This is a genomic window from Paraglaciecola sp. G1-13, assembly GCF_055809255.1.
Genome location: NZ_CM147903.1, coordinates 3652974 through 3674920, shown reverse-complemented (window position 1 = coordinate 3674920; position 21947 = coordinate 3652974). Strand labels below are relative to the sequence as shown.

Annotated in this window: 18 protein-coding genes; 5 read left to right on the top strand and 13 right to left on the bottom strand. The window is 46.1% G+C overall.

Features of this window, described 5'->3' with window-relative positions:
- Positions 1-25 precede the first annotated feature (25 nt).
- From ybaK to AC0L6N_RS15650, 3 genes are all read left to right on the top strand, one after another.
- The gene (gene ybaK, locus AC0L6N_RS15660) at positions 26-493 is read left to right on the top strand and encodes a Cys-tRNA(Pro) deacylase (protein ID WP_473475807.1); all 468 of its coding nucleotides are present in this window, start codon (positions 26-28) and stop codon (positions 491-493) included.
- Between the two features lie 76 nt (positions 494-569).
- Positions 570-1028: a GNAT family N-acetyltransferase gene (locus AC0L6N_RS15655; protein WP_473475806.1), complete on the top strand. Its 459-nt coding sequence runs from the start codon at positions 570-572 to the stop codon at positions 1026-1028.
- A 299-nt stretch (positions 1029-1327) separates the two neighbouring features.
- Positions 1328-1936, top strand: a complete 609-nt coding sequence (locus AC0L6N_RS15650; RefSeq protein WP_011576228.1) for a MarC family protein — start codon at positions 1328-1330, stop codon at positions 1934-1936.
- A 68-nt stretch (positions 1937-2004) separates the two neighbouring features.
- Here the strand turns inward: AC0L6N_RS15650 and AC0L6N_RS15645 are convergent, their stop codons facing one another.
- The 10 genes from AC0L6N_RS15645 to AC0L6N_RS15600 form a co-directional block, all read right to left on the bottom strand.
- Positions 2005-4158: a hypothetical protein gene (locus tag AC0L6N_RS15645; protein ID WP_473475803.1), complete on the bottom strand. Its 2154-nt coding sequence runs from the start codon at positions 4156-4158 to the stop codon at positions 2005-2007.
- A complete protein-coding gene (locus tag AC0L6N_RS15640) occupies positions 4155-6569 on the bottom strand; it encodes a DUF4175 domain-containing protein (protein WP_473475801.1) in 2415 nt (804 codons plus the stop codon). The genes AC0L6N_RS15645 and AC0L6N_RS15640 overlap by 4 nt, the downstream gene beginning before the upstream one ends.
- Positions 6569-8104 (bottom strand): BatA domain-containing protein, encoded by a 1536-nt coding sequence (locus tag AC0L6N_RS15635; protein ID WP_473475799.1) that lies wholly within the window; start codon positions 8102-8104, stop codon positions 6569-6571. Before AC0L6N_RS15635 ends, AC0L6N_RS15640 begins: the two co-directional genes overlap by 1 nt.
- Positions 8105-8106: 2 nt before the next feature.
- Positions 8107-9009, bottom strand: a complete 903-nt coding sequence (locus tag AC0L6N_RS15630) for a DUF58 domain-containing protein (RefSeq protein WP_473475797.1) — start codon at positions 9007-9009, stop codon at positions 8107-8109.
- 2 nt (positions 9010-9011) lie between these two features.
- On the bottom strand, positions 9012-10076 hold the full coding sequence (locus tag AC0L6N_RS15625; protein WP_041714583.1) for an AAA family ATPase: 1065 nt from the start codon (positions 10074-10076) through the stop codon (positions 9012-9014).
- Between the two features lie 55 nt (positions 10077-10131).
- A complete protein-coding gene (locus AC0L6N_RS15620; RefSeq protein WP_473475795.1) occupies positions 10132-10842 on the bottom strand; it encodes a DUF4159 domain-containing protein in 711 nt (236 codons plus the stop codon).
- Between the two features lie 90 nt (positions 10843-10932).
- The gene (locus tag AC0L6N_RS15615; RefSeq protein ID WP_473475792.1) at positions 10933-12267 is read right to left on the bottom strand and encodes a TldD/PmbA family protein; all 1335 of its coding nucleotides are present in this window, start codon (positions 12265-12267) and stop codon (positions 10933-10935) included.
- Between the two features lie 26 nt (positions 12268-12293).
- A complete protein-coding gene (locus tag AC0L6N_RS15610) occupies positions 12294-13922 on the bottom strand; it encodes a TldD/PmbA family protein (RefSeq protein WP_473475790.1) in 1629 nt (542 codons plus the stop codon).
- Between the two features lie 216 nt (positions 13923-14138).
- The gene (locus AC0L6N_RS15605; RefSeq protein ID WP_473475788.1) at positions 14139-15899 is read right to left on the bottom strand and encodes a DUF885 domain-containing protein; all 1761 of its coding nucleotides are present in this window, start codon (positions 15897-15899) and stop codon (positions 14139-14141) included.
- 15 nt (positions 15900-15914) lie between these two features.
- On the bottom strand, positions 15915-17267 hold the full coding sequence (locus AC0L6N_RS15600) for a M24 family metallopeptidase (RefSeq protein ID WP_473475786.1): 1353 nt from the start codon (positions 17265-17267) through the stop codon (positions 15915-15917).
- Positions 17268-17528: 261 nt separating this feature from the next.
- Here AC0L6N_RS15600 and AC0L6N_RS15595 point away from each other — a divergent pair, with 261 nt between their 5' ends.
- On the top strand, positions 17529-18809 hold the full coding sequence (locus AC0L6N_RS15595) for a methyltransferase (protein WP_473475784.1): 1281 nt from the start codon (positions 17529-17531) through the stop codon (positions 18807-18809).
- A 160-nt stretch (positions 18810-18969) separates the two neighbouring features.
- Entirely contained in the window at positions 18970-19380 is a 411-nt protein-coding gene (locus tag AC0L6N_RS15590; protein WP_011576216.1) for a MerC domain-containing protein, read from the top strand.
- A gap of 65 nt (positions 19381-19445) precedes the next feature.
- Here the strand turns inward: AC0L6N_RS15590 and AC0L6N_RS15585 are convergent, their stop codons facing one another.
- Genes AC0L6N_RS15585 through asd form a run of 3 tightly spaced genes read right to left on the bottom strand, consistent with a single transcriptional unit; the run spans position 19446 to position 21910 of the window.
- Entirely contained in the window at positions 19446-20171 is a 726-nt protein-coding gene (locus tag AC0L6N_RS15585) for a glycerophosphodiester phosphodiesterase (RefSeq protein ID WP_011576215.1), read from the bottom strand.
- 9 nt (positions 20172-20180) lie between these two features.
- Entirely contained in the window at positions 20181-21047 is an 867-nt protein-coding gene (locus tag AC0L6N_RS15580) for a DMT family transporter (protein WP_473475781.1), read from the bottom strand.
- Positions 21048-21049: 2 nt separating this feature from the next.
- Positions 21050-21910, bottom strand: a complete 861-nt coding sequence (gene asd / locus AC0L6N_RS15575; protein WP_011576213.1) for an archaetidylserine decarboxylase — start codon at positions 21908-21910, stop codon at positions 21050-21052.
- Positions 21911-21947 lie beyond the last annotated feature (37 nt).

Here is a 21947-nt window from a genome sequence, read left to right as displayed (position 1 = left end):
ACTCAGTAACAAGGAAGGTGCATTTATGACCCCAGCAATTAATTTACTCATTAAGCAAAAAGTGGCCCATGAAGTGTTGCAATATGAACATGACGCCAGTGCAGAATCTTTCGGTTTAGAAGCCGCCGAAAAGCTCAACCTTGCGCCTAATTTGGTCTACAAAACACTCGTTGTAAAGCTAGACTCGCAAACCTTGTGCGTCGCTATTTTACCTGTGGAGCGTATGTTGAGTATGAAGCTTCTGGCCAAAGCTGCTGGGGCGAAAAAAGCCCAAATGGCAGATAAAACCGAAGTCGAGCGAGTAACAGGCTATGTGCTTGGCGGAGTCAGTCCGTTAGGCCAAAAGAAGCGATTGACGACAATGATCGATGAATCCGCTAAAGGGTTAACAAATATGTACGTCAGTGCGGGTAAACGTGGCCTAGAGATTAATATAGCACCTCAAGCTCTTACCCAACTGCTATCCGCTCGGTTTGCTGCGCTGTGTCAGTAATGTGCACCGCTGCGTCAGTAATGCGCTGCGCTGTCAGTAACTAGCATTGTCAGTAAAAAGTCCTCAAGGCGTGAACATGAAAATTGAATATGAGGAAGGCAGCCTCAGTGACATTTTGCTGGTGAATGCTCAAATCCCTGAGTTTGATAGGCATATCACTCAGGCTAAATTACAGCTAAGGCTGAATGATAGGGCGCATTTGCTATTAGTGGCGAAAGTAAATGGTGGTGCGGTTGGTTATAAACTTGGTTATGCATTATCTTCAAGGGGGTTTTATAGCTGGTTAGGCGCGGTTGTACCCGCCTATCGTAAAATGGGTATTGCGTCTTCATTACGCCAGCAGCAAGAAGGCTGGGCACTTAAGTCAGGTTATGAACATATTGAAGTTAAATCCATGAATCGTTACCCCGCGATGCTGCAATTACTTATCGGCAGTGGATACCAAATCGTCGGTTATGAAAAAAGCGGTGATGAAAAAAACGATGATGAAAATAACAGTAAAATTTGCTTCCGCAAGATATTGTGTAATTTATGAGGTGAAGGAGCTGTGCTCGATATCATCGATAGTGAAGATAATGAGATACTCTCATATACGAAGATCACGTCTTTTCATCGCTTATAGCCGATACTTCAATACAGCTAGATACATTACCTCACACTTTTTCACTCGCGCGCTAGGCATGTGGCATGCTACCTTAGACGGGTGAAATTTTAGCTAATGGTATTCTTTCTTAGAGGATAAATATTCATAGTGTGATCTTTTTGTAACACCCTCCAAACACGTTGGGTTAATATTTAACCCTAACTCCATGACTTTTCTTTTGTAGGAGCCATATGAGCGAATTAATCCCAGTTTTTATTTTCTTTTTTGCCGTTATCGATCCCATTGGTAGTGTTCCCGTCTTTATTGCAACCACCACAGGTTTTGATGCCAAAGCCAAACGCCATATTGCTTTTAAGGCAATCATTGCAGCGACGGGGATATTGCTCTTTTTTATCGTCGCAGGTGAATACATCTTATCCGCTATGGGGATCCCACTCTCGGCATTTGAAATCGCGGGAGGGATTGTATTGTTCTTGTTCGCACTGACGATGATTTTCGGCGAAGGTAAAGCAAGTAATGAGTTACGCATGGCCAAGTCGATGACTGAAACGGCTATTTTCCCCCTAGCGGTGCCGTCTATTGCCAGCCCGGGCGCTATGTTAGCGGCGGTAATGCTGACTGAAAATGATCGATACACCTTGGCCGAGCAGGCAACGACCACAGGGGTGATGCTAACCGTGCTCGTCATTACCTTAATTTTACTGATAGCAGCAGCGCCTATTCATCGTGTTATCGGTAATGGTGGCGCGAATATCGTCAGCCGCGTTATGGGACTCATTTTGGCATCGCTGGCAACGGCCAGTATCTTAGAAGGAATTAATACGTACTTCTCTTTGTAGTTGAGCCACCCACTTTATTTTACCTAAATGACGCGTTCCGCCGTTTACTAAGATGACCTCTAGTTAGATTAACGTAAACGGCGTATTAGCCATAGTGCACTGAGCAGAAGAACCAACATAGCGAACGGTGCGCCTTTATTCAGTGTGACGTTACGGGGGCGCAAATTTGTTTTTGCCGAAGCGTCTGCCACCCCATGACTCGCCCAGTGCTTAGCTGCTTGCTGGGCTGCAAGCCATGAATCTATTGAATGCACATATCGGTATTGCTGTGCGGTAATAGCATTACTTACTCCTCTTGTAATCTTGGTGCTATTAGGCTGACTATCCTGTGGTGTTGAAGCCGATATACGATGCCAACCCGACGATTCAGGCCAATAATGGGCGCACGCGATGTTAGGTTGCTCAGGGCGTTGGTTTAAAATCAAAGGTTGCTGCTCAAGCTCGTTACTTGGCCTTTGAATGTAATCCATTGAGACTTCAAAATTGTGGTTCTTACTCGCGATACGCAAACACGCGTCGCCGTGGCTTCGCTCAAATACCGGCCCTGAAGTGGGCTCGTTTAGCCAATAATTCGCGCTTGAATTGCGCGCAATGTGTTCTATGAGGTAATGCCACAGCCGCTCATATTCTCCGTTTGTTTGATTTAACTTCCACTCATAGGTGCGGGGCAATAAGGTAATAGCAACTTGGCCTAACCCCTGGGAATGACGCTTGACTAGCGATCGACCGTTTGGCGCTACCAGTAATGTTTCAGCTTCTTCATCATCAAATCTGAATGCCCCAACACGCAAGGTTAAATCAGTCGGTGCGGGCAGGGCTTGCGCTGCTCGAAGCGCAATTTGCTTAGGGTAGACGATCGTAAACTCATCGGCAGCTTGTTTATCTTCGCGCAATACTGGTAAATTCAAGCGCTTTGTTAGGTCTTTTGTATCCTCTGAAACCAAATTACTATCTGCGAACAGGAAGAGGCCTAGGCCGCCCTCTACCGCTTGCTGTAAACGCAGCGTTTGGTCTTTTGACAAGTTGTTCAAACCTCGGCCATCCATAAACAGAATGTCAATGTCAGCTAACGTCTCTGCTGGGTAAAAATGGTCATCCTGTTGAATTGGGGTAACTGTGCTAGCGTCTGGCGTAGGTTGGTTAATATATTGGCGTAGATAAGCGTCTTGGCTTATTTGAGTGGTGACAGTAACGGCGTTACCGGACGCACTAATCCATTCCTTTAAGTGTTTGGTTTCAAAAGAGGGGGCTGATTGCCAAATCGCTGTGCGCAGCGCAGTGTTGATTTGTGCAGAGCTCAATGGTGCGCTCAGTGAGTCATTCTGGCTAACCGATAGAGCAATATCGTTTTCTTCTAACAAGGCATTGCTGCTTTTATCACGCAGCCGTAAAGGGTAGCGCCATTGGCCAGCAGCTTTAGGGTGAGTCACCAAGCTAAACGCTTCGCCCCGTCTTAACGATATTTCTTGTTCAACTTCGCCGCTTGGACTGACTAGTTGCAAAATATAGGATTTTACGCCGCTTGGCGCTTCATCATCCTCACTTGCCTCGCTGTCGCTTTCACCAGATAGCGAACCGCGAATGTGTAATGCCTGCCCAATTTGTAGCTGTTTCTGCCAAGATATATTCACTATGCCTAGGGTTTCAGCGCTTGGCATAAACGTGACTCCCACCTTGCTGTTTTCAGGCGTACCCCAGTTATCCGTTGCTAAAAATAATGTTTGCCACTGAGCTGGGCTAAGCCCGTCCCCGAGTACGACTAGTTCAGTCATATCTCCAATGGCATGTGCCAATAAAGAAGGGGAAGGTATGTGCTGGGCATCATCAAGCTGTAGCTCACTTTTTAAATCGAGCCAACGATGTGTATATTTTCCATATGAATGCTGCTGGATCTGGTTTTCAAACGTTGCAAGCATCTCTGGGGTAGTGCCTTTTGTCACTAAAACTGCGCGCTCAATGTGCGTGGTACTGTTTTTAATATCGAGCACAGTGGCGAGCAACGCCGCAAACGCCAATGTATTAATGCAAACTAAAGCTATTGCCATAGGTGCGCTGGCACGCGCTGCTTGGCTATTCAAACTTAGGGAGCCCCGGAGCATCAAAACGCTACTGGTTAGCCAAGCCGTGATTAACACGACACCGAGCACAACACATAAAAGCAATGGCATACCCTGAGGTGTGGCAAGGGTGTAGGTGCCTACTTGGGCTAATGTCCAGCTCATTGGGTTTGCTGCTCCAATCTAAATTGGGTGAACTGCTTTATCGCAGGTTGTGTGTTTGTGTATGGTTTAGCTGGCGGTTGGGCTTGATAACGGGCTGGCGGTAACACACGCCAGAGCTGTGCGATTACGGTATCTACACACGAGTGGCATTGACGAGGCATTCTTTGGTTACTGCGCTGAATTTGCGCCAAAGCACTAAGCGCTTCAATCACTTCTGGGTTGCTATCTAGCAGGGTATTTAGCAGAGCATCGACTTTGAGCAGTGTTTCTTGTTCCTCTGGGGTGAATGCAATATTGGGTTTTAATGTGGCGTTTAACATCAAGATTGCCTTGTTTATTATTAGCACGTCCGTTTCATCTTCAATGATAGGTGTGTGCAATACGTTGTTTTCGATGTCTGTTAGCTCACCTTGGTAGCGGCGTTTTTCAGTCACTGGAGGCGGCTCAAACCCAAGACGTTTGACATAAATGCGTTCGGCTTTTTTAGCCCGATTTAGCCAAATTAAAGCTTGTTCTTCATAGGGTAACGCATCTTGTGGGCGGTTTAAGCGTAACTGACTTTCCGCTTGCCACATATGCCCGATAGCTCGCTTCATCATCACTCTTGGGTTTTGCTCAATTCCCCCTTGGGTTTTGAAAATCGCGACATCGGTTTCACCATGAGCATGGCCAAATTGTTCAATAGCCGCTTGATAGCCTGATTTATCTTCCGTGCTGTCATTCTCACCTTCGTGTTGATGTCCAGCATGCTCCTCAGAAGCGTGTTCATCGTCCTCGTCGTGGTGTTCAAGGTGTTCATGTTCTTCACTTGAAGCGTGCTCGTCATGCTTTTCATCGTGTTTTTGGCTGTCACCATCTTCCATTGAGCGCGTGATCCCACTGACTTCATCCCCAACAAACTGACCGTATTTGTGTTTCAAATCAGCCTGTGCCACTCCTAATGCTTGTGAGGTGTGATTAAACTGTTGCTCGGTTACTTCAGACTGTTGTGCAATAAGCGCTTTGGTGTCGATAATAATTTGTCGCTGGCTTTTAAAATAGGCGGGCATGTTACTAATCACAGTGCCTTCACTGAACACTGTGGCTACGTCTTCATCTAACCAGCGAATAATTTTTGTCGAAGACTGTGTGAGTTGGGGCTGACCTTCGCGGTTATCCCACGCTTTGACGCTGAAATACAGTTCGTCACCTGACTCCATGCCCAGTGCAGACAAATTCCACTCTTTGCTATACATCTGCGTACCGTCAACGTTATCAGTGTTATCCACGCTGCTGACCGTATCGAAGCTAAACACGCTATCGCGAAATTTAACCGCCTCCCCAGAGCCTTTCGCTACCGAAGCTAAAATCTCCACTTTACTTAACCCAAAATCATCACTGATTTCAACTTGGGTGCGAAGCGTCGGTTCAAAGCTTTCGGTTGATGTTTGAATTTCAGTAATGGTTGCTTGAGGCGTTAAAAAGACGATTTCAGGGGGAGTATCTGCAATCACTTCAATGCTATGCAGTGCAATAATACGTTGCAGGTGATCCAAAACTTGATAAATTGATGAGCGGTGGATCACTTTGCTAAGCGTGTAGCGGCCATCAGGCATAAGGGTTAAAGGTAAATTCTCGTCGTTCAATTGCAGTGAATAGTGCTGACTTTCTGGGGGATTTTGAGACGAAAACGTCAATTGCCAACTCACCTCGCTACCTGCAAGTATCTGCGCATCTAAGGGCTGAGGTTGTTTGCTTTGGTAACCATGAAGACCAATTGCATAGGCGGGCGGGTCTACTGTGACGTTTGCATCAATGAGTTGAGCCACAGCTGGCGGGCGATGTTCATCGATTTTATCCATTATGTTCGGGATGCTTGCGTTTGGCGCCGTTTGTATTTGTTTAACATCCCACAGAAAGTACCAAATAGATAAGCAAAACAGCGCTGTGATCACATTGGCCATTAAGGCGGGTTTCAAAGGATAGTGGGGTACCAGATCTACCTGCGTATTTTCATGCAATTGGACCAATGCTCGTGCCGTACGCAGATATTGTAATCGTCGCAGCACTGTCGGGGCTTCCTGATTGCTTTCAAGTAATAGCTCGCAGCTTTCCTCGAGTGAAGGGTAGCGGCGGTTAAGATCCTTCGCTAAATTGCTCAGTGTGATTGCGCGATATGACGGGCGATAGAAAGCATATACCGCACATACACTAACAGTCATTAATATGATCAAAATGGCTGTCGCAGGTCGCACGGCAGATGGCTCGGAAAATACTACTGCTAGGAGCACTGCTATCAACATGAGAAGGGGGCTGCATTGCAACAGATGTTGAAGCAGTTTTCGCCTTTTGCTTCTATTCAAAAGGGCTTGCAGCGTGCTTTTTCCCTGTGCTGGTGTTTCTTGGTCGAATACGTCTGTTGATTGCGCCATCAGCTGGTTGCACCTTTGGGTAACGACCTCCCACGGTATTCGCTCAATACGCGCTCAAGGCAAAAAGCGCAGACAAGTAAGCTCAGCAACCAATAATAAATGTGCTGGTCTCGTTGAGGGTTTAGCGGTGAAGTTAACTGTTGACCGGATAAGTGTTGACCGGATAAGTGTTGACCGGATAAGTGTTGACTGGCCGTACTTGACGCATCCTGCGAGGCTATCTGAGCTTTAACCACTGTCCCTTGTGTGATGTATTGTTGCTGATAAAGCGCCTGATTCAACACTTTATCCAAGGTGTAGGGGAAGTCCGCTTGTGTTACCCAATTCGTCCAGTTTGGTTCAAACCGACTATAAAACGTCAAAATTTGACCGCCTTTATCCTCATTATTTAAGGTGTCTTTTTGCTGTGTTTCGGCTCTGCTTAAGAGGGTCTGCTTATCAGCTGTTTGCCATACTACTTTAATTTCACCGTTGTTCATTTTGCTGGCTAGAAATGCAGGCTGACCTACTTTTTTTATAAACACATTGTCGCTTTCAGAGTTAGGTAAAAAATAACGGCCCCTGCTTACTATCTGCTTTGTAGCGGTTATAAACAGCTGACCGCCTTCTTGAACATATTGTTCCATCGCCTTTGCTAAGTTCGCGCTTGGGGCGGTGTCACCTAGGTAAAATATCCATGCGTACTGTTTAAGTTGAGCCGGTTTAATCGTTGATGTTGTTAATGATGTATCTACTGCAATTTCACGGTTTTTTTCAGTGTTTAAGGCGTCAAATGCCGCTCTTAGGTATTGTGTTTGTATTTGGTTTTTTGCGGAAGATAGCAGTAATACACTGGATTTTAGTGGCGTGTTCTCGCTGTTTTTAATCTGTACTATGTGCCAATCCACTGAGTCATACATGGCAGGTTTATCACCATTAAATTGGGATAATCGGTCAGTGGTAAATACATGCACGTTATTTGGCGTTATCGATGGATGTAAAAACATGAAGTCAGCCACTTTTTGCCAAATCGATAAAGGGGCTTTTGCTTCCGTGTCTTTTTGTGTGCCGTTGCCATTTGCTGAAACGAGTTTGTTTAGTAAACCTGCTGTTAAGAGGGCTTTGTCGTCTAACGCCTCGTTTTGTCTTTGACTCAATAGGATTAATCGATTGGAGGTATTGCTCTGCGCTTGGTTAAAGGCGTCTAACAAGGTTTGTTTATCATTGTCTTGAGCTGATAGTAGCCAATCTTGACTGACTAAAAAGTAGTGCGTTTCACTGTCATCTTCTGTTTGCTTGATGCACTGAGCTAACAACAAACTCAGTAGCACTAAAATGGCCATCCGTAACAACAGCAATAACCATTGGCTGAGGCGCAGGGCATTAGGCACGGAGCTTTGCCTGACGGGAATAAGCGCGTATTGGGCAAAAGAAATGAGCGGCGCTTTGCTTTTGCTGAAAAAATGAATGCCGATAGGGATCGCCAAAGTTAGCATGCCTAATAACCACAAAGGGGATAGCAACGTATTGCTCAGTGCGCTAAATATGCCCTCCATGCTCATTTAACCCGTGAACGAGACGTTAGGTAGGCGTACACGCTTTTGTCTAATGGCTCGTCGATATTAGCCCTAAAAAGCGCGATGTTTTGCTGCGTCAGTCGCTCTTTTAAGTCAGATTGATATTGCTTATACGCTGCTAAATATTGCGTCTTTACTTCTGAGCTCGATACCAGACGCTGTTCCTGCGTTTCTGGGTTTTCGACTCTTATAGGCCCTTTATAAGGGAAGATAAGCTCATCATCGCAGACGAGTTGCATAGCTACCACTTCATTGTGGCCGTAATTCAATGGTTGAATGAACTCTAAAATTTCTTGGTTGTGTTGTATAAAATCACTGAGCACAAAGATCAAACCCTGAGGGTGCACCTTGCCGAGCTGGCGCTCAAGACTCGCTCTGCTGGGAAATTGCTTACCAACCGTTAATTGGCTTAGGGTTAGCATTAATTTGTGCCAATGTTGCTGGCCTGTACCACAGGGCAAAAAGTCGATGTGTTGATCTGATAACCCGATGAGCCCCACGGAGTCACCTTGCTGCTGTGCAATATAAGCAATGGTGGCCAGAAAGTAGCGGGCGTAATCTAGCTTGTGCCAGCCATTTTTCGCTTTGCTGGCGGCAGATTGTTGCAGCATAGACAGGCTGGCATCCAGTACTAACCAAATCTGGGTATCACTTTCACGTTCAGCTTCACGAACAAAATATTTGTCTGAGCGTGCGAATAGTTTCCAATCCACTTTGCCCAGTTCATCCCCGGGCTCATAGCTGCGATATTGACTGAATTCGATGCCCGATCCCTTTTGTACACTGGTGTGCTGGCCATGCAATACGCCATCGGCCACGGTTTTTGCGACTAAGGGCATATCTTTCACGCGAGAAAGCGTAAGCGGGTCAATCCATTGTTGCATGTTTAACCCACGCGACTTGATGAAGCATTCGATGTTAACGGGCTTTTAGGGCGCGGGGTATTCTTGAGCAAATTGTCTATGACCCCGTCAGTGTCCATATTTTGCGCCTGAGCTTGGAAGTTAAGCAGTATGCGATGACGGAGCACACCGTGGGCAACCTTGTGAATATCGTCTAAGGTCACGGCAAATCGCTCATTGAGCAAAGCATTCGCTTTGGCGCACAACACCAAAGCTTGACCCGCGCGGGGGCCAGCACCCCATCGCACAAAGTCTTTAACACTTTGGTTGCTTGTGCTGTCTGGGCGGGTATTGCGCGTAAGCTCACTGATGTATGTTAATAATTCGCCAGAGATATCCACTTGGCGCACTAAGCCCTGTAAGGTCAGAATATCTTGGGTATGCAGTACCTCATTTAACGTGACCTGTTGAGTGCCAGTGGTGCGCGCTAAAATTTCGACTTCTTCTTCAGCGCTTGGGTAACCTACTCGCACAAACATTAAGAAACGATCAAGCTGAGCTTCCGGCAAGGCATACGTGCCAGACTGTTCTACTGGATTTTGCGTGGCCAATACGAAAAAGGGCTTCGGCAGCGGGTAAATACTCCCCGCGTAGCTGATGGTGCGTTCTTGCATGGCTTCAAGCAATGCAGCCTGAGTTTTTGGCGGTGTACGGTTAATTTCATCTGCCAATAAAATATTGGTAAATACAGGGCCTTGCTTAAACTTAAAAAAACGCTCGCCGCTGTCGTGGTCGGTCTCCAGTATTTCCGTGCCTATGATGTCGCTGGGCATTAAATCAGGCGTGAATTGAATACGCTTGTAATCTAGCTCTAAGGTTTTCGCTAATGAACTGACCATCAACGTTTTGGCTAAACCAGGCGCGCCTTCGAGCAAGCAATGACCTCCGGCTAACATGGCAACCAGCAATTGCTGCACGACCTCTCGTTGGCCGACAATGACCCGGGCGAGTTCATCGCTGACATCAGCAAGCTTGCTCAGTAACTGTAAAACCTCTTGCTCAGATGGTCCGTGGTCCTGCTGATAAGGGAAACTGTTTGTGGTGCTCATGGTCATATTGCCTTTATTCTTATGGATAGTTTGGGCGCTCTATTGTCTTGATGGTTTACGCTGTCATAGCGTACAACACGATATTCACCGCAAATTTTGTGTTGTCCTCTTTAAGCCATCGCTTGTTACGAAAATCGTAATCCCACTCGCAGCCTAAGTCTTTGTTGCTGTATAGCACCGCTATTTTTCCGTTAACGATAATGGCTTTAAGGTAGTTGTGAACCAGATCATCACCCCAGCCGTTGAGCTCGATAGAGGTGCGCGGCGGGCCATCAAAAGCAAAAAAGGCGCTGTAAATTGGGTGATCGTTAGGTATTTTTTGTAACGCTTCTTCCCCAAACAGACTGACCATTTGTGCTTCAAAGGTTTTAGCGAACATGCCGTCTATATCGTGGTTGCAATCATCTACGAAAACGAAGCCGCCATTTTCCACGTAACGCTTAAAGTTTTGTGCTTCAGCGTCACTAAATTGCACTAATCTGTGGCCCGCCATATAGCAAAAAGGCGCGTTTAGCATGGCAGGGTCTGATAAAGGCACAATGCGCTCTTTAATGTCTACCCGCAGGCTGGTGTATTCAATCAATGAGTTGAGCACGTTGGCGGGCATACGCTCGTCTACTTCCCAATCACCTGATTCGTAACTTAAGCGGGTGAAATAGAAATCGTAGTCGCTGCTTTGGGCCCATGAATACGTACCACGAAATAACGCCTGTGCAGCAAACGCCACACACGCGTTTTTAATAAATTTTCGACGATACAATTTCATGACTTACCACGCAACTTACTAAACAATAGAGGTCGTTAATGAAGAACTCAGGCTCATAAGAGCCTGAGTCTAAAACCAAAAATCAACGACTTATACAGCGTCAGACAAACTGCTGAAGGTGAAGTCGCGAATTTTCATGGGCGGTATCATGCTACCTTCAATTCGCTGTGGTTTACCTAATGCTTCTATGTTGTTGAGCATAATGATCGGGCTTTCATTGAAACGGAAGTTCTTGATCGGATATTTGATCTTGCCGTTTTCAATGTAAAACGTGCCATCACGCGTTAAACCAGTGTACAACAAGGTTTGTGGGTCGAGGCCCCGTATATACCACAGGCGGGTAACAAGCACACCGCGGCGAGTATTTTTGATCATGTCCTCTAATGATTGATCGCCACCACTCATCAAAATGTTGCGATTACTCGGTATGTATTCGCTTTTGGTGTGTTTCGCCCAGTAGGGGGAATTAGGCATATTTTTAATCGTACCGTCTTTTATCCAATCGATTTTATTCAATGGATAACCATTCCCAGCAAAAGGTGCACTAGGAGCAATAGCATGTTGAGGATCAGAATAAATGTGCACGCGCTCGTCGAACATCTTTTGGCCCAGTTTATTTTTCGGGGCATCTTCACCTGTTGCAGACTTGTTACTCAAAAAGCTGCGACCTTCATCTGCAGAGCGTTGATCAAACGCACGCATCATATTTTGAATAAGGCCAATACTCGCCGCGGGCTCAAGAATTACCGTGTATTTTCCTGGCTCCATTTCCTTAGCATCAGCAGAGCCTTTCGATTTTTGAATAGCAATAGAAGACAATTTAGCCGTATCTAGCAGTTTTACGTCGCTGTAGTTGCCTGATGCCCAGCCTGAACCCTTGCCATCTTCGGTACGAATAGTCACCGAGAAATCGACATTGGTAGAGGTGTTGTAGGCGAATAAGCCTTTGCTGTTCATAATGGCGCTCATCTCCACTGCATCTTCTAAAAAGCCTGCGGCAATAAGCTTGTTCTTTTTAGATGGCTCAATGCTATCAAAAGCGGCTTGAGCGCGATCCTCAGGGGTAACGTTGGCGGTGGAGTCAAAATAGGTATTCGCTTTGGCGTATGTTTGTTTACCAAATATCGGCATGAACTCTTCGTTTTCAGGTGCCAGTTTGGCCAGCTCTTCTGAGCGTCGAACGACCTTTTCAAGTGAAGCGTTGTCAAACTCATTGATGGTGGCTGTGCCTGTACGTTTACCAAAGGTAGATTGTACGATAAGGATCAGATCACTTTCTTCACCTGAGGTGGAAACGGTATTGCGTGCGTAACGAATATTGCCGCCCACTTTGCTTTCTAAATTGCATTCGCATTCATCGGCTTTTGAGAATTTAAGGACCTTGCTCAGCAGCTCTTTTGCGTGTTGTTGGGTAATAATTGTCATGGTGGTATTCCTTCTAAGTGAGCTGCTTAAACGTTGCGCGCTGTGTTAATCACGTTAATGTTGTCGAACCTCGTGGTAGGGCAACCATGAGAAACTGCGCTCACTTGTGAAGGCTGGCCTTTGCCATCAAAGAACGAACCGCCCACTCTGTAATCTGATTTGCCAGCTAACTGACTGCAGCTATTCCAAAATTCTTGGGTGTTAGATTGATAAGCCACATCTTCAATTTGATCGACAATCTTGCCGTCTTTAATTTCGTAAAATAATTGCCCGCCAAACTGGAAGTTATAACGTTGCTGGTCGATAGAGTAAGAGCCGCGCCCAGCAATATAAATGCCTTTTTCAACGTCTTTAATTACGTCGTCAGCTGATAAGTCTTTCTCATTTGGACGTAGCGATACATTCGACATACGTTGGAACTGCACATCGCGCCAGCTTTGTGAATAACTGCAACCGTGGGACTCTTTTTGCCCGAGCATATGTACTTGGTCGCGTGTGGCTTGATAGTTCACTAACACACCATCTTTGATCAAATCCCATTCTTTGGTTTTAACGCCTTCATCATCAAACGCCACATTACCTAGAGTGTGCGGCTGGTTTTTATCAGCATACAAATTAACGATGTCTGAGCCGTACTGGAAGTTGCCGCTTTTCCATTTATCCAATGTCGCGAAACTAGTGCCTGCGTAGTTCGCTTCATAGCCCAGCACGCGGTCAAGTTCTAACGGGTGACCAACCGATTCATGAATGGTTAGCATTAAATGCGCAGGGTCTAGCACTAGGTCGTACTTACCTGGCTCTACGGATTTTGCTTTTAGTTTGGCTTGCAGCTGTTTACCAGCGGCTGCGGCATCTTCAACCATATCGTAGGAATTATGGTAGCCAACATTTGCGCCTTGAATGCGCACTTTGTCTTTTTCTAAACCGTCTAGGTATTCATACCCCATACCGACAGGATTACCTAATGCTGAGCGTTGTTTGAAACCATCTTTACCTACCGCTGTGGCAGTAAAAGGTGCCCATAAGCGATGAATGTCTTGGTCGATATATGAGCCATCAGTGGAGGCAAAATATTTTTGTTCGTTTACTAAGAATAAACGTGAGCTAATAAAGCTTGCGCCATTTTTCATGGCGGCATCGTTCACTGACAACAGTAAATCCACTTTGTCTTGAATGGGCACTTCCATGGCATTTTTAACGATGGGGGTTTGCCAACTGACGTCACCCACACCTTTTACAGGGGCAAGTTGTACCGGCGTAGTTTGAAATTTAGAGTTAGCCATGGCAACGGCAACCGCTTGTTCAGCGGTTTTAGCGACGCTATCTGGTGTCATGTTTGACGTAGACGCAAAGCCCCATGTGCCGTTCGCAATAACACGCACACCTATACCAGCTGATTCTGTGTTAACGATATTATCGACACGGGTTTCGCGGGTAGTCACAAATTGATTTAAATAGCGGCCAATGCGGGCATCGGCGTATGTGGCGCCTTTTGCTTTGGCAGCATTTAAAGCGATATCGGCAAGCTTCTTTTTATAGGCTACGTCCATCGGTTTATCGAGAAGTTGATCGGCTGAAATCGCCGCCCCCGATATAGGTAGCATTAGGGTGCCCATACCGGCACTGCCTAGTTTAATAAAGTCGCGTCTTTCCATTTGCTCTGTCCCCTGGGTTAGGTGTTGTATTGATTATGTTTTTAAACTTTCTAAGAAGTCTTTTTGTATTTAGGTGTTTATGTACCGATTAGGCTCAGCGTTAACGTGAGGGCTTAGTTTAGGGGAATACGTAAACCTCTCAATAGAGGGGGTTACGTATTCGTTGCTTATTTGTAAGCTCAAAGCCATTAAAGCGTAACAAATCGTGACGAGCAGTTACTCATCGCGTTTTAGCTGCGTTTCAATCCATTGGTTCACGCTGTCTTCAAGTACGGCCATGGGCAACGAGCCTTGGCCGATAATCACGTCATGGAATTGACGAATGTCGAATTTTTCTTTCAAGCTGGCCTCTGCTTTGCTGCGTAATTCGCGGATTTTAAGCTCGCCAATTTTGTAAGACAGCGCTTGACCAGGCCAAGAGATATAACGATCGATTTGATCCGCAGTGGCTTTTTCGGTCAAAGCCGTGCGCGAGCCCAAATAATCAATCGCTTGCTGGCGGCTCCAGCCAAAGGCGTGAATGCCTGTATCCACCACGAGTCGCACTGCGCGCCACATTTCGTAGCCTAAGCGGCCAAAATCTGAATAAGGGTCTTGGTAAAAACCAGCTTCTTTGCCTAAACGCTCAGAGTACAAGCCCCAACCTTCAGAGAAGGCGGAATGATTAAGTGTGCGGCGAAACTCAGGCACCTCTAATTCCATAGCAATCGCATTTTGCAAATGATGACCAGGAACTGCTTCATGTAAGCTCAGTGCTTCTAGGTTGTACAGTGGTTGCTGGGCGGGATCAGACGTTAAAAAGTAAGTGCCGGGAGTGCGATTATCTGGCGGTGGCATGTAAAACGCGCCGCGTGTCGCTGAGCCTTTAATGGTGAAGGTGTTACGTGGCAAGGTAGCGAAAAAACTGGGTAATTTGCCGTACATTTTTTGCGTGATAAAAGCGGTTTTTTCCATCACGTCTTGACGGTCTTGAGCATAAAATTGCGGATCGGTAGCTAAAAACTGAAGAAACTCTGCGTAACTTCCTTCAAAACCCACTTGTTGAATAATGGCTTCCATTTCCTTACTGATGCGAGCAACTTCGTCCAAACCGAGCTGGTGGATTTGCTTGGGCGTTAAGTCTGTGGTGGTGTAATAATTCGCGGTGTAAGCATAGTATTCCGCCCCTCCTTTGACACTAGAAATACCCGGCTCTTGGCGACAGTGAGCCATGTAGTCATTCACAAAGTAATCGTTGAAATGCGCATAGGCAGGTACAACTGAATCTTTGATAAGAGCGGCACCTTTAGCGGCATATTGTGTTTTTTGCTTTTCGCTAAACTGACTAGGGAAGCGCGTGAACGGGTCGTACAGTGCGCTGTCTTGTGGATTTTCAACAATATGATCAGTAATAGACTGCTGGTAATTTTTGAAGGTTTCACAGTGCTGTACAAAGCCCTTTTCAACGCCCTGTGCAAGCAAATCGATATTTTCTTGGTTAAAGCGTGGGTAGTCTTCAAGGCTAACTAAGTATTGGTCGTAATCTTGTGCCGTTAAAAATGCCATATTGGCAGGGGCCTGGACAAAATAGGTGTGCCAGCCACTTAAAAAGTTAATGGGGAAATAGCGATCTTGAAATTGATAGCTTTTGGCTTCGGTTTCACGCTCGTACTGGAATAAGCGGTAGCTAACTTGCTCGCCCGGGCTGAGCTGCGCCACATCAATTTTAGCCAACTGTTCAAGCATTTTCTGATTGAAGTCTTCTCGGCGCTCAAACCCTTGTGGGCTAAAATCTGCTAATTTTCCTTGGGGCTTCCATGCATCTGGGTCAGTGCGAAAGAATATTTTCTCTTTTTGTGCTTCTTGCCAGTGGGTTTGCAGTAAATGCTTAAAGTCTTGAGTAGCATCGGCCCAAGCGCTTGCTGAAATCGCTAAAAGGCTTAGCGTGCCAAGGGTAGTGCGCAGTCTGCGTGAGGTTTTTATTGTGGTTTGGTTCATGAATGAGTTCTTATTTTATTGGGATAATGATTCTGTGGGGGATACAGATTCTAAGTGGGATAACGAGTCTAAGGGAGATAACGCAGCAAGAGTACCGAGGGGTGACTCAAGGCTATCAGGCGGGGTAGTGAACCAGCGCGGCCCTTTGTCAGTCATGTAAATACAGTCCTCAAGGCGTACGCCAAATTCACCGGGTAGGTAGATGCCCGGCTCATCTGAAAAGCACATGCCAGTTTGCAGTGGTGTTTGCTCTTGATGCACAAAATTAACCGGTTCGTGACCTTCCATGCCTATGCCGTGACCGGTACGGTGGGAAAGCCCAGGTAATTGATATTCAGGACCTAACCCTTGGGATTGGTAATAAGCACGAACAGCATCATCTACCGCACCCGCTGGTGAGCCGATTTGTGCCTTTTCAAATGCAACTTGTTGGCCTTTACGCACGGTTTGCCAAATTTGTTGCTGCTTTTTATTCGGCTCACCAAACACAAACGTGCGGCTAATGTCTGACTGGTACCCGTGCACCGCACAGCCACAGTCCATTAACACGATTGAGCCATTCTTAATGGTTTGCGCTTGTTTGCTACCATGAGGGTACGCGCTGGCTTCATTAAACAATGCCATGGTCCAAATCCCGCGGCCACCGAGCTGTGCCTGAGCACGGCTCATGAGTTGATTCACATCTTGTTGGCTCATGCCCAAGGCTAGGTTAGCGTATACATGTTGATACGCCCTAAGGGTAATTTCATTGGCTTTGTGCATAAGTGCAATTTCGTGGGCGCTCTTAAACATGCGGCAGCCCTGAGTAATAGGGTCGGCAGAGGTATGGCGCATATTACCCATTAGGCTCATTACCCCATCGAGCACGAAGTAACGCACTGAGTGTTCAAAGGCTAATTGGCCTTTATCCACGCCGCGATCGGTCAAAATCTGTTTAACTAACGCGAATGGGCTTTCATGCTCTTGCCAGACGCGCACATCGTCACCCACTTTAAGGGATTCACGGATACTCGGCTCTTCAAAAAAGGGGCATAAAACAGCAATGTCACCTTCACGAGGAATCACCACAGCGGTTAAGCGCTCGCTTCGCCACCACTGAATGCCGGTAAAATAATCCATCGCTGCACCGGGCTCTAGAATCATGGCGGCTATGTTTGCTTTTGCCATCAGTGATTGCGCTTTTTGTATGCGGGTTTTGCGTTCATTTAGGCTAATAGGCTGACTGGAGTCTGTGATATCGGATAACGTTGCTACATTATCTTCTACTAAGGCGACTGGCTTATTTGCTGCAAATACCGATTGGGAAAGGGGAAGGGAGGCAACGGCTGCTGCGCTGGCTTTGATAAAAGCTCTTTTGGTTATTTTCATCAGGTTCATTCCATATGACACTTGGCCACAACATTATTACAAAAAGCAAAAGAGTTATAGCCAAGGGGGGGAATTCAGCAATGCTTAGTGTAAGGAATTTAAGCCAATGCAGGCAAAACCGTTTGCAGGGGAGGTATTTCGCTGGGACCGCATTTCGTGGGACAATTAAGCTGATAGTACCCTAGACGAACACCTAGACTCAGTTTCTCTTTTTAGACCTCTATTTTTAACCTTTATTTAACGCAAGTAGCCATCCACCACATGTCACATATTCATCCGTCAGATCCTAATCTTGCCTATCGGTTTGAGCAGCTTACGCAATTGTTAGCTGAGCACAGAGGTTTATGGCAGTTTGCTACCTTTGACCAAACTGATTTACCTTGGCGCGAAGATTACCCAGAGCTTTGCGATTGGTTAGATTTGCGATCCGTGAGTGATTTAGCGCAGGCAGGTCCCCTTACCAGTATGGCGGCCTATTTACCCTTTTTAAGTGATATAAGCGCGTTGATTGAAGTTGACTCTTTTATTAATGAAGGGGCTAATGTACCCGCTACAAACGCGTCCCTAGGAATGCCGAAGGTAGAGGGTGTGCCGGTGCATTTTAGCCATGGTATTGGCGGGCGAAAGTGGCAGCAGATCACTGCTTTCTATTTTGCACTTGGGGCAGCGCAACAGGCCAATAGCTTTCTTGAGTGGTGTGCAGGTATGGGGCATCTTGGACGTTTACTGGCGTTAACGACCTCTTCGCCAGTAGACAGTGTTGAGTGGCAACAGGCGTTATGTGATAAAGGTCTAACACTCGCGCAAAAAGCCAATGTGCAGCAACGTTTTGTGTGTGGTGATGCGCTCGCTGCCCAAAGTGCAGCGCATTTAACAGATAAAGATTGTGCAGTGGCTTTACATGCCTGTGGCGATTTACACATCAGTTTATTAAAAAGTGCAGCGAAAGCACATACGCCACACGTGGTCATATCTCCTTGCTGCTACCACCTCACGCAAGATGCGCTTTATTCCGGTTTGTCTCATCAAGGGCGAGCGTCACTGCACCTTCACGGGCTGTCTATCAGCAAAGACGACCTAAAATTGGCCGTTAAACAAGTTGCCACCGCAGGCGCTCGCGAGCAAGGTTTGCGCGAGCGCGAGCTGACTTATCGTTTGGGTTTTGATACATGGCTGCGAGATACACTTGATGCCGAGCATTACATACCTTTGCCATCAGTGAAAAAAAGCCAACTGGCCAATGGGTTTAGTGACTTTTGCCAATGGGCTGCACAGCAGAAACAGCAGACATTCGACGCCAATGCTGAGCAAGTAGCGCATTATTTAGCAATAGGCGAACAGCGCCGCGTATTGCTTGCCCGACTCGAAGCGGTGCGTAGCTGCTTTCGCCGTGCGATGGAATTGTGGTTAGTGCTTGACCGAGCGCTCTTCATGCACGAGCAGGGTTATCAAATAGAAGTAGGCACATTTTGTTCAGGGCAATTAACTCCGCGTAATTTTATGCTGCGGGCTAACCGTAAACAAAAAAACAGGGTTCAATGATTTCAGTTTTATACGTATTTATGGAAAGAAAGACGCTGCAAAAATCAGCATAAGTTAGTGCAATTTTGATCAATATTTATTGCAAATCAGCTTGAAAATGTTTGGCATAATCTCATTGATGTTATATTATAACGTTCAACTTATTGAGGATTGACCAGAAATGCAAGCAACAGAAAACAAATCGCTATTAGACAGACTAGGCATATGGGCCTCTAGTCTATGTGCGGTGCATTGTTTGGCCTTGCCTATTCTTATCCCTTTGCTGCCTTTGATTGGCGCGAGCTTTTTTGCGCAAGATTGGTTTGAGCGTACTATTTTGTCTCTGTCTATGATCGTAGGATTTTGGGCATTATTGTCTGGATTCTATCGTTATCACCGCCAAATTTACCCTTTGTATAGTTTAATGCTTGGCGGGATTATTTATTGGAATAAAGACATGTTTGGCGAAACCTATGAGCCATTTACCATTGCCATTGGCGCAATGTTGATTGTTGGTGCTCATGTGGTGAACCTAAAATTATGCCAAAGCTGTCATAGCTGCGAGTCTGAAAGCAGTTGCTCCACTGACTGATATCTTCTTTAACGCGGCAATGAGTGCAGCGTTAATATAAACCGCTAAGTCAATGTAACGCCCTGTTATGACTTAGCGAAACTCCCACCAAGTGTGACTAAATCGGTAATGAACATTTTTGCTTTACCTGGACCGTTACTAAACACACCATCTACATCCCAGCTTACCAGTTGTGCTAAATCTGCTGGTTGATCAACCGTATACACAAAAAATTTCAAGCCTCTGCGTTTGGCGTCCAATACGAATGCCTCGTCCACGAAGGTAACATCAGCATTGATCGAATATGCCCCTAGAGCTTGCGCAAAACCTGCATAATCGATAGGTTTACTTGCGGTCAATGCACCAATCTTTAAATCAGGCTTATGCTGTTTAATACTGCGCAGTAAATGATGATCAAAAGATGAAACAATGAAATGATCTAACGTGAAATTAAGTTCATGTATGGCTTTTTCAATATTGTCCAAAACCAGCTGAACATCGCTTACGCCTTTTATTTCAATGTTCAGTATGCAACGCCCCGCAATTAGCGCCATGGCTTGCCAAAGAGTCGGGATGCGCTCGCCTAATCCTGCATCAAGCTGCTGCAGAGCTTCAAAACTATGCTCACTAAGCTGGCCTGTGCCACTGGTAGTGCGATGCAACCAATGGTCATGGATTAATAACAGCCTATCGCCATGTTGATGAACGTCTATCTCAATACCATCGCAGCCCTGTTCAAGTGCTTTGTTGATAGCAAGCAAGGTGTTTTCGGGGGCGTCGGCGCTGGCCCCGCGATGAGCAAAAACAAGCATAGAATCGACCTATTTCTTGTGTAATTTCTGAGTGTTAACAGTTTCGTACAAAGCAGCAGATATCACCAATAATCCGCCCACATAAGTTTGCCAGCTGGGTTGCTCGTCGAGCACTAATATGGCCAAGATCACGCCGTACAGGGGCTGCATACACGCGACCAATGAGAAGGTCTTTGCGCGTAAATGCTGTAAGCTGGTGGCAATTAGTGCGTGAGGCACAGCAGTAAAAAACGTACCTAACAATGCCAAATAAATATACGTTTGGCCGCTCGCGTTTAGCAATTCTGGAGTAATAAAAAAGCTTAGACAAAAGAAGATCACTAAGGTTTGGTACGCCATAGCCAGCGAACCACTGTAGTGAGAAAAGTATTTCCTGTGACATAAATTGCGAAAGGCATACAGCACGGCTGACAAGATACCAACCAAAATACCTAACGTGACATCGTTCTCTAAAGACACCTCAGGCACAATCAAAAATATGCCAATAAACACCACTAGCGCGCTTAATATATCTTGCCAAACTAGGCGAATACCCTCGAAGAAGGGCTCAATTAAAACCGTTATAACAGGGAACGTGAATAAGGCTATCATGCCAACAGACACACTCGAATACTGCATAGCAGCAAAATAGCTAACCCAATGGGCAGCCATCAAAATCCCCAAACCAATGCCGATGAAGTAATCTTTTTTACGGGCAAGGGACAGCTTACCGCCAGTCATTTTGACTAACGAAAATAACACGACGCAAGCAATTATGGAGCGACCGAAGGTGATATCAGTCGCTGACAGGGGGATCACTTTTGAGAAAAGTGCCGTTGCCCCCAACAAGATAACAGTGAGGTGTAGAGACCACAGGCTCTTTTTAACCGGGTCCACGACTATTGAGTCAGAGTAGCGAAAACATCACCGAGGCGAGTGTCATCTCCAGCGCTATAATCTGCGAACTCCACCATGTCAGGCTCAAAACACGCCACTATGGTTGAACCTAATTTGAAGCGACCTAACTCGTCACCTTTTTTAAGAAAAACAGCGTCTTCACCTTCGCTTGGGTACTGCCAATGAACAACATTCTTACCTACCGGTGGTGACACTGTGCCTGCCCAAACGGTTTCAATGCTGGCAACAATGGTGGCTCCCACCAACACCATGGCCATCTTGCCTTTAGGGGTATCGAAAATAGCCACGACGCGCTCATTACGGGCGAATAAACCTGGTACGCGCTCAGCGGTTAACGGGCTAACAGAAAAAAGTTCACCAGGCACATACACCATGTCAGTTAGCTGGCCGTCCATGGGCATATGAATGCGGTGATAATCTTTCGGCGATAAATACACAGTGGCAAATTTACCGTTTTTGAAAGCTGTCGCTAATTCAGGTTTACCGCCTAACAAAGTCGTTAGGCTGTAATCATGGCCTTTTGCTTGAAATATACTGTCGTGCTTGATGTCGCCTAACTGACTTACTGCGCCATCTACTGGCATCGCTAAGTCTTGCTCGTTAGGGCAAATAACGCGGGCGTCATCTTTTAAAGCGCGGGTGAAAAACTCATTGAACGAAGCGTAATCAGCGGGGTTTTCACGCTCTGCTTCGGCCATGTTCACCTTATATTGTTTAATAAATAGCTTAATTAACCCAGTGGTTAAGCCACCCGCTTTAGCGGCGGCGAGTTTACCTACTAAGCGTGAAATCAGATGCTTAGGTGTAATGTATTGCAATGCAATTTTTATCGAATCGAACAAAATGAGAATCCTAAAACGAAAAGTTTTTTACCGCCAA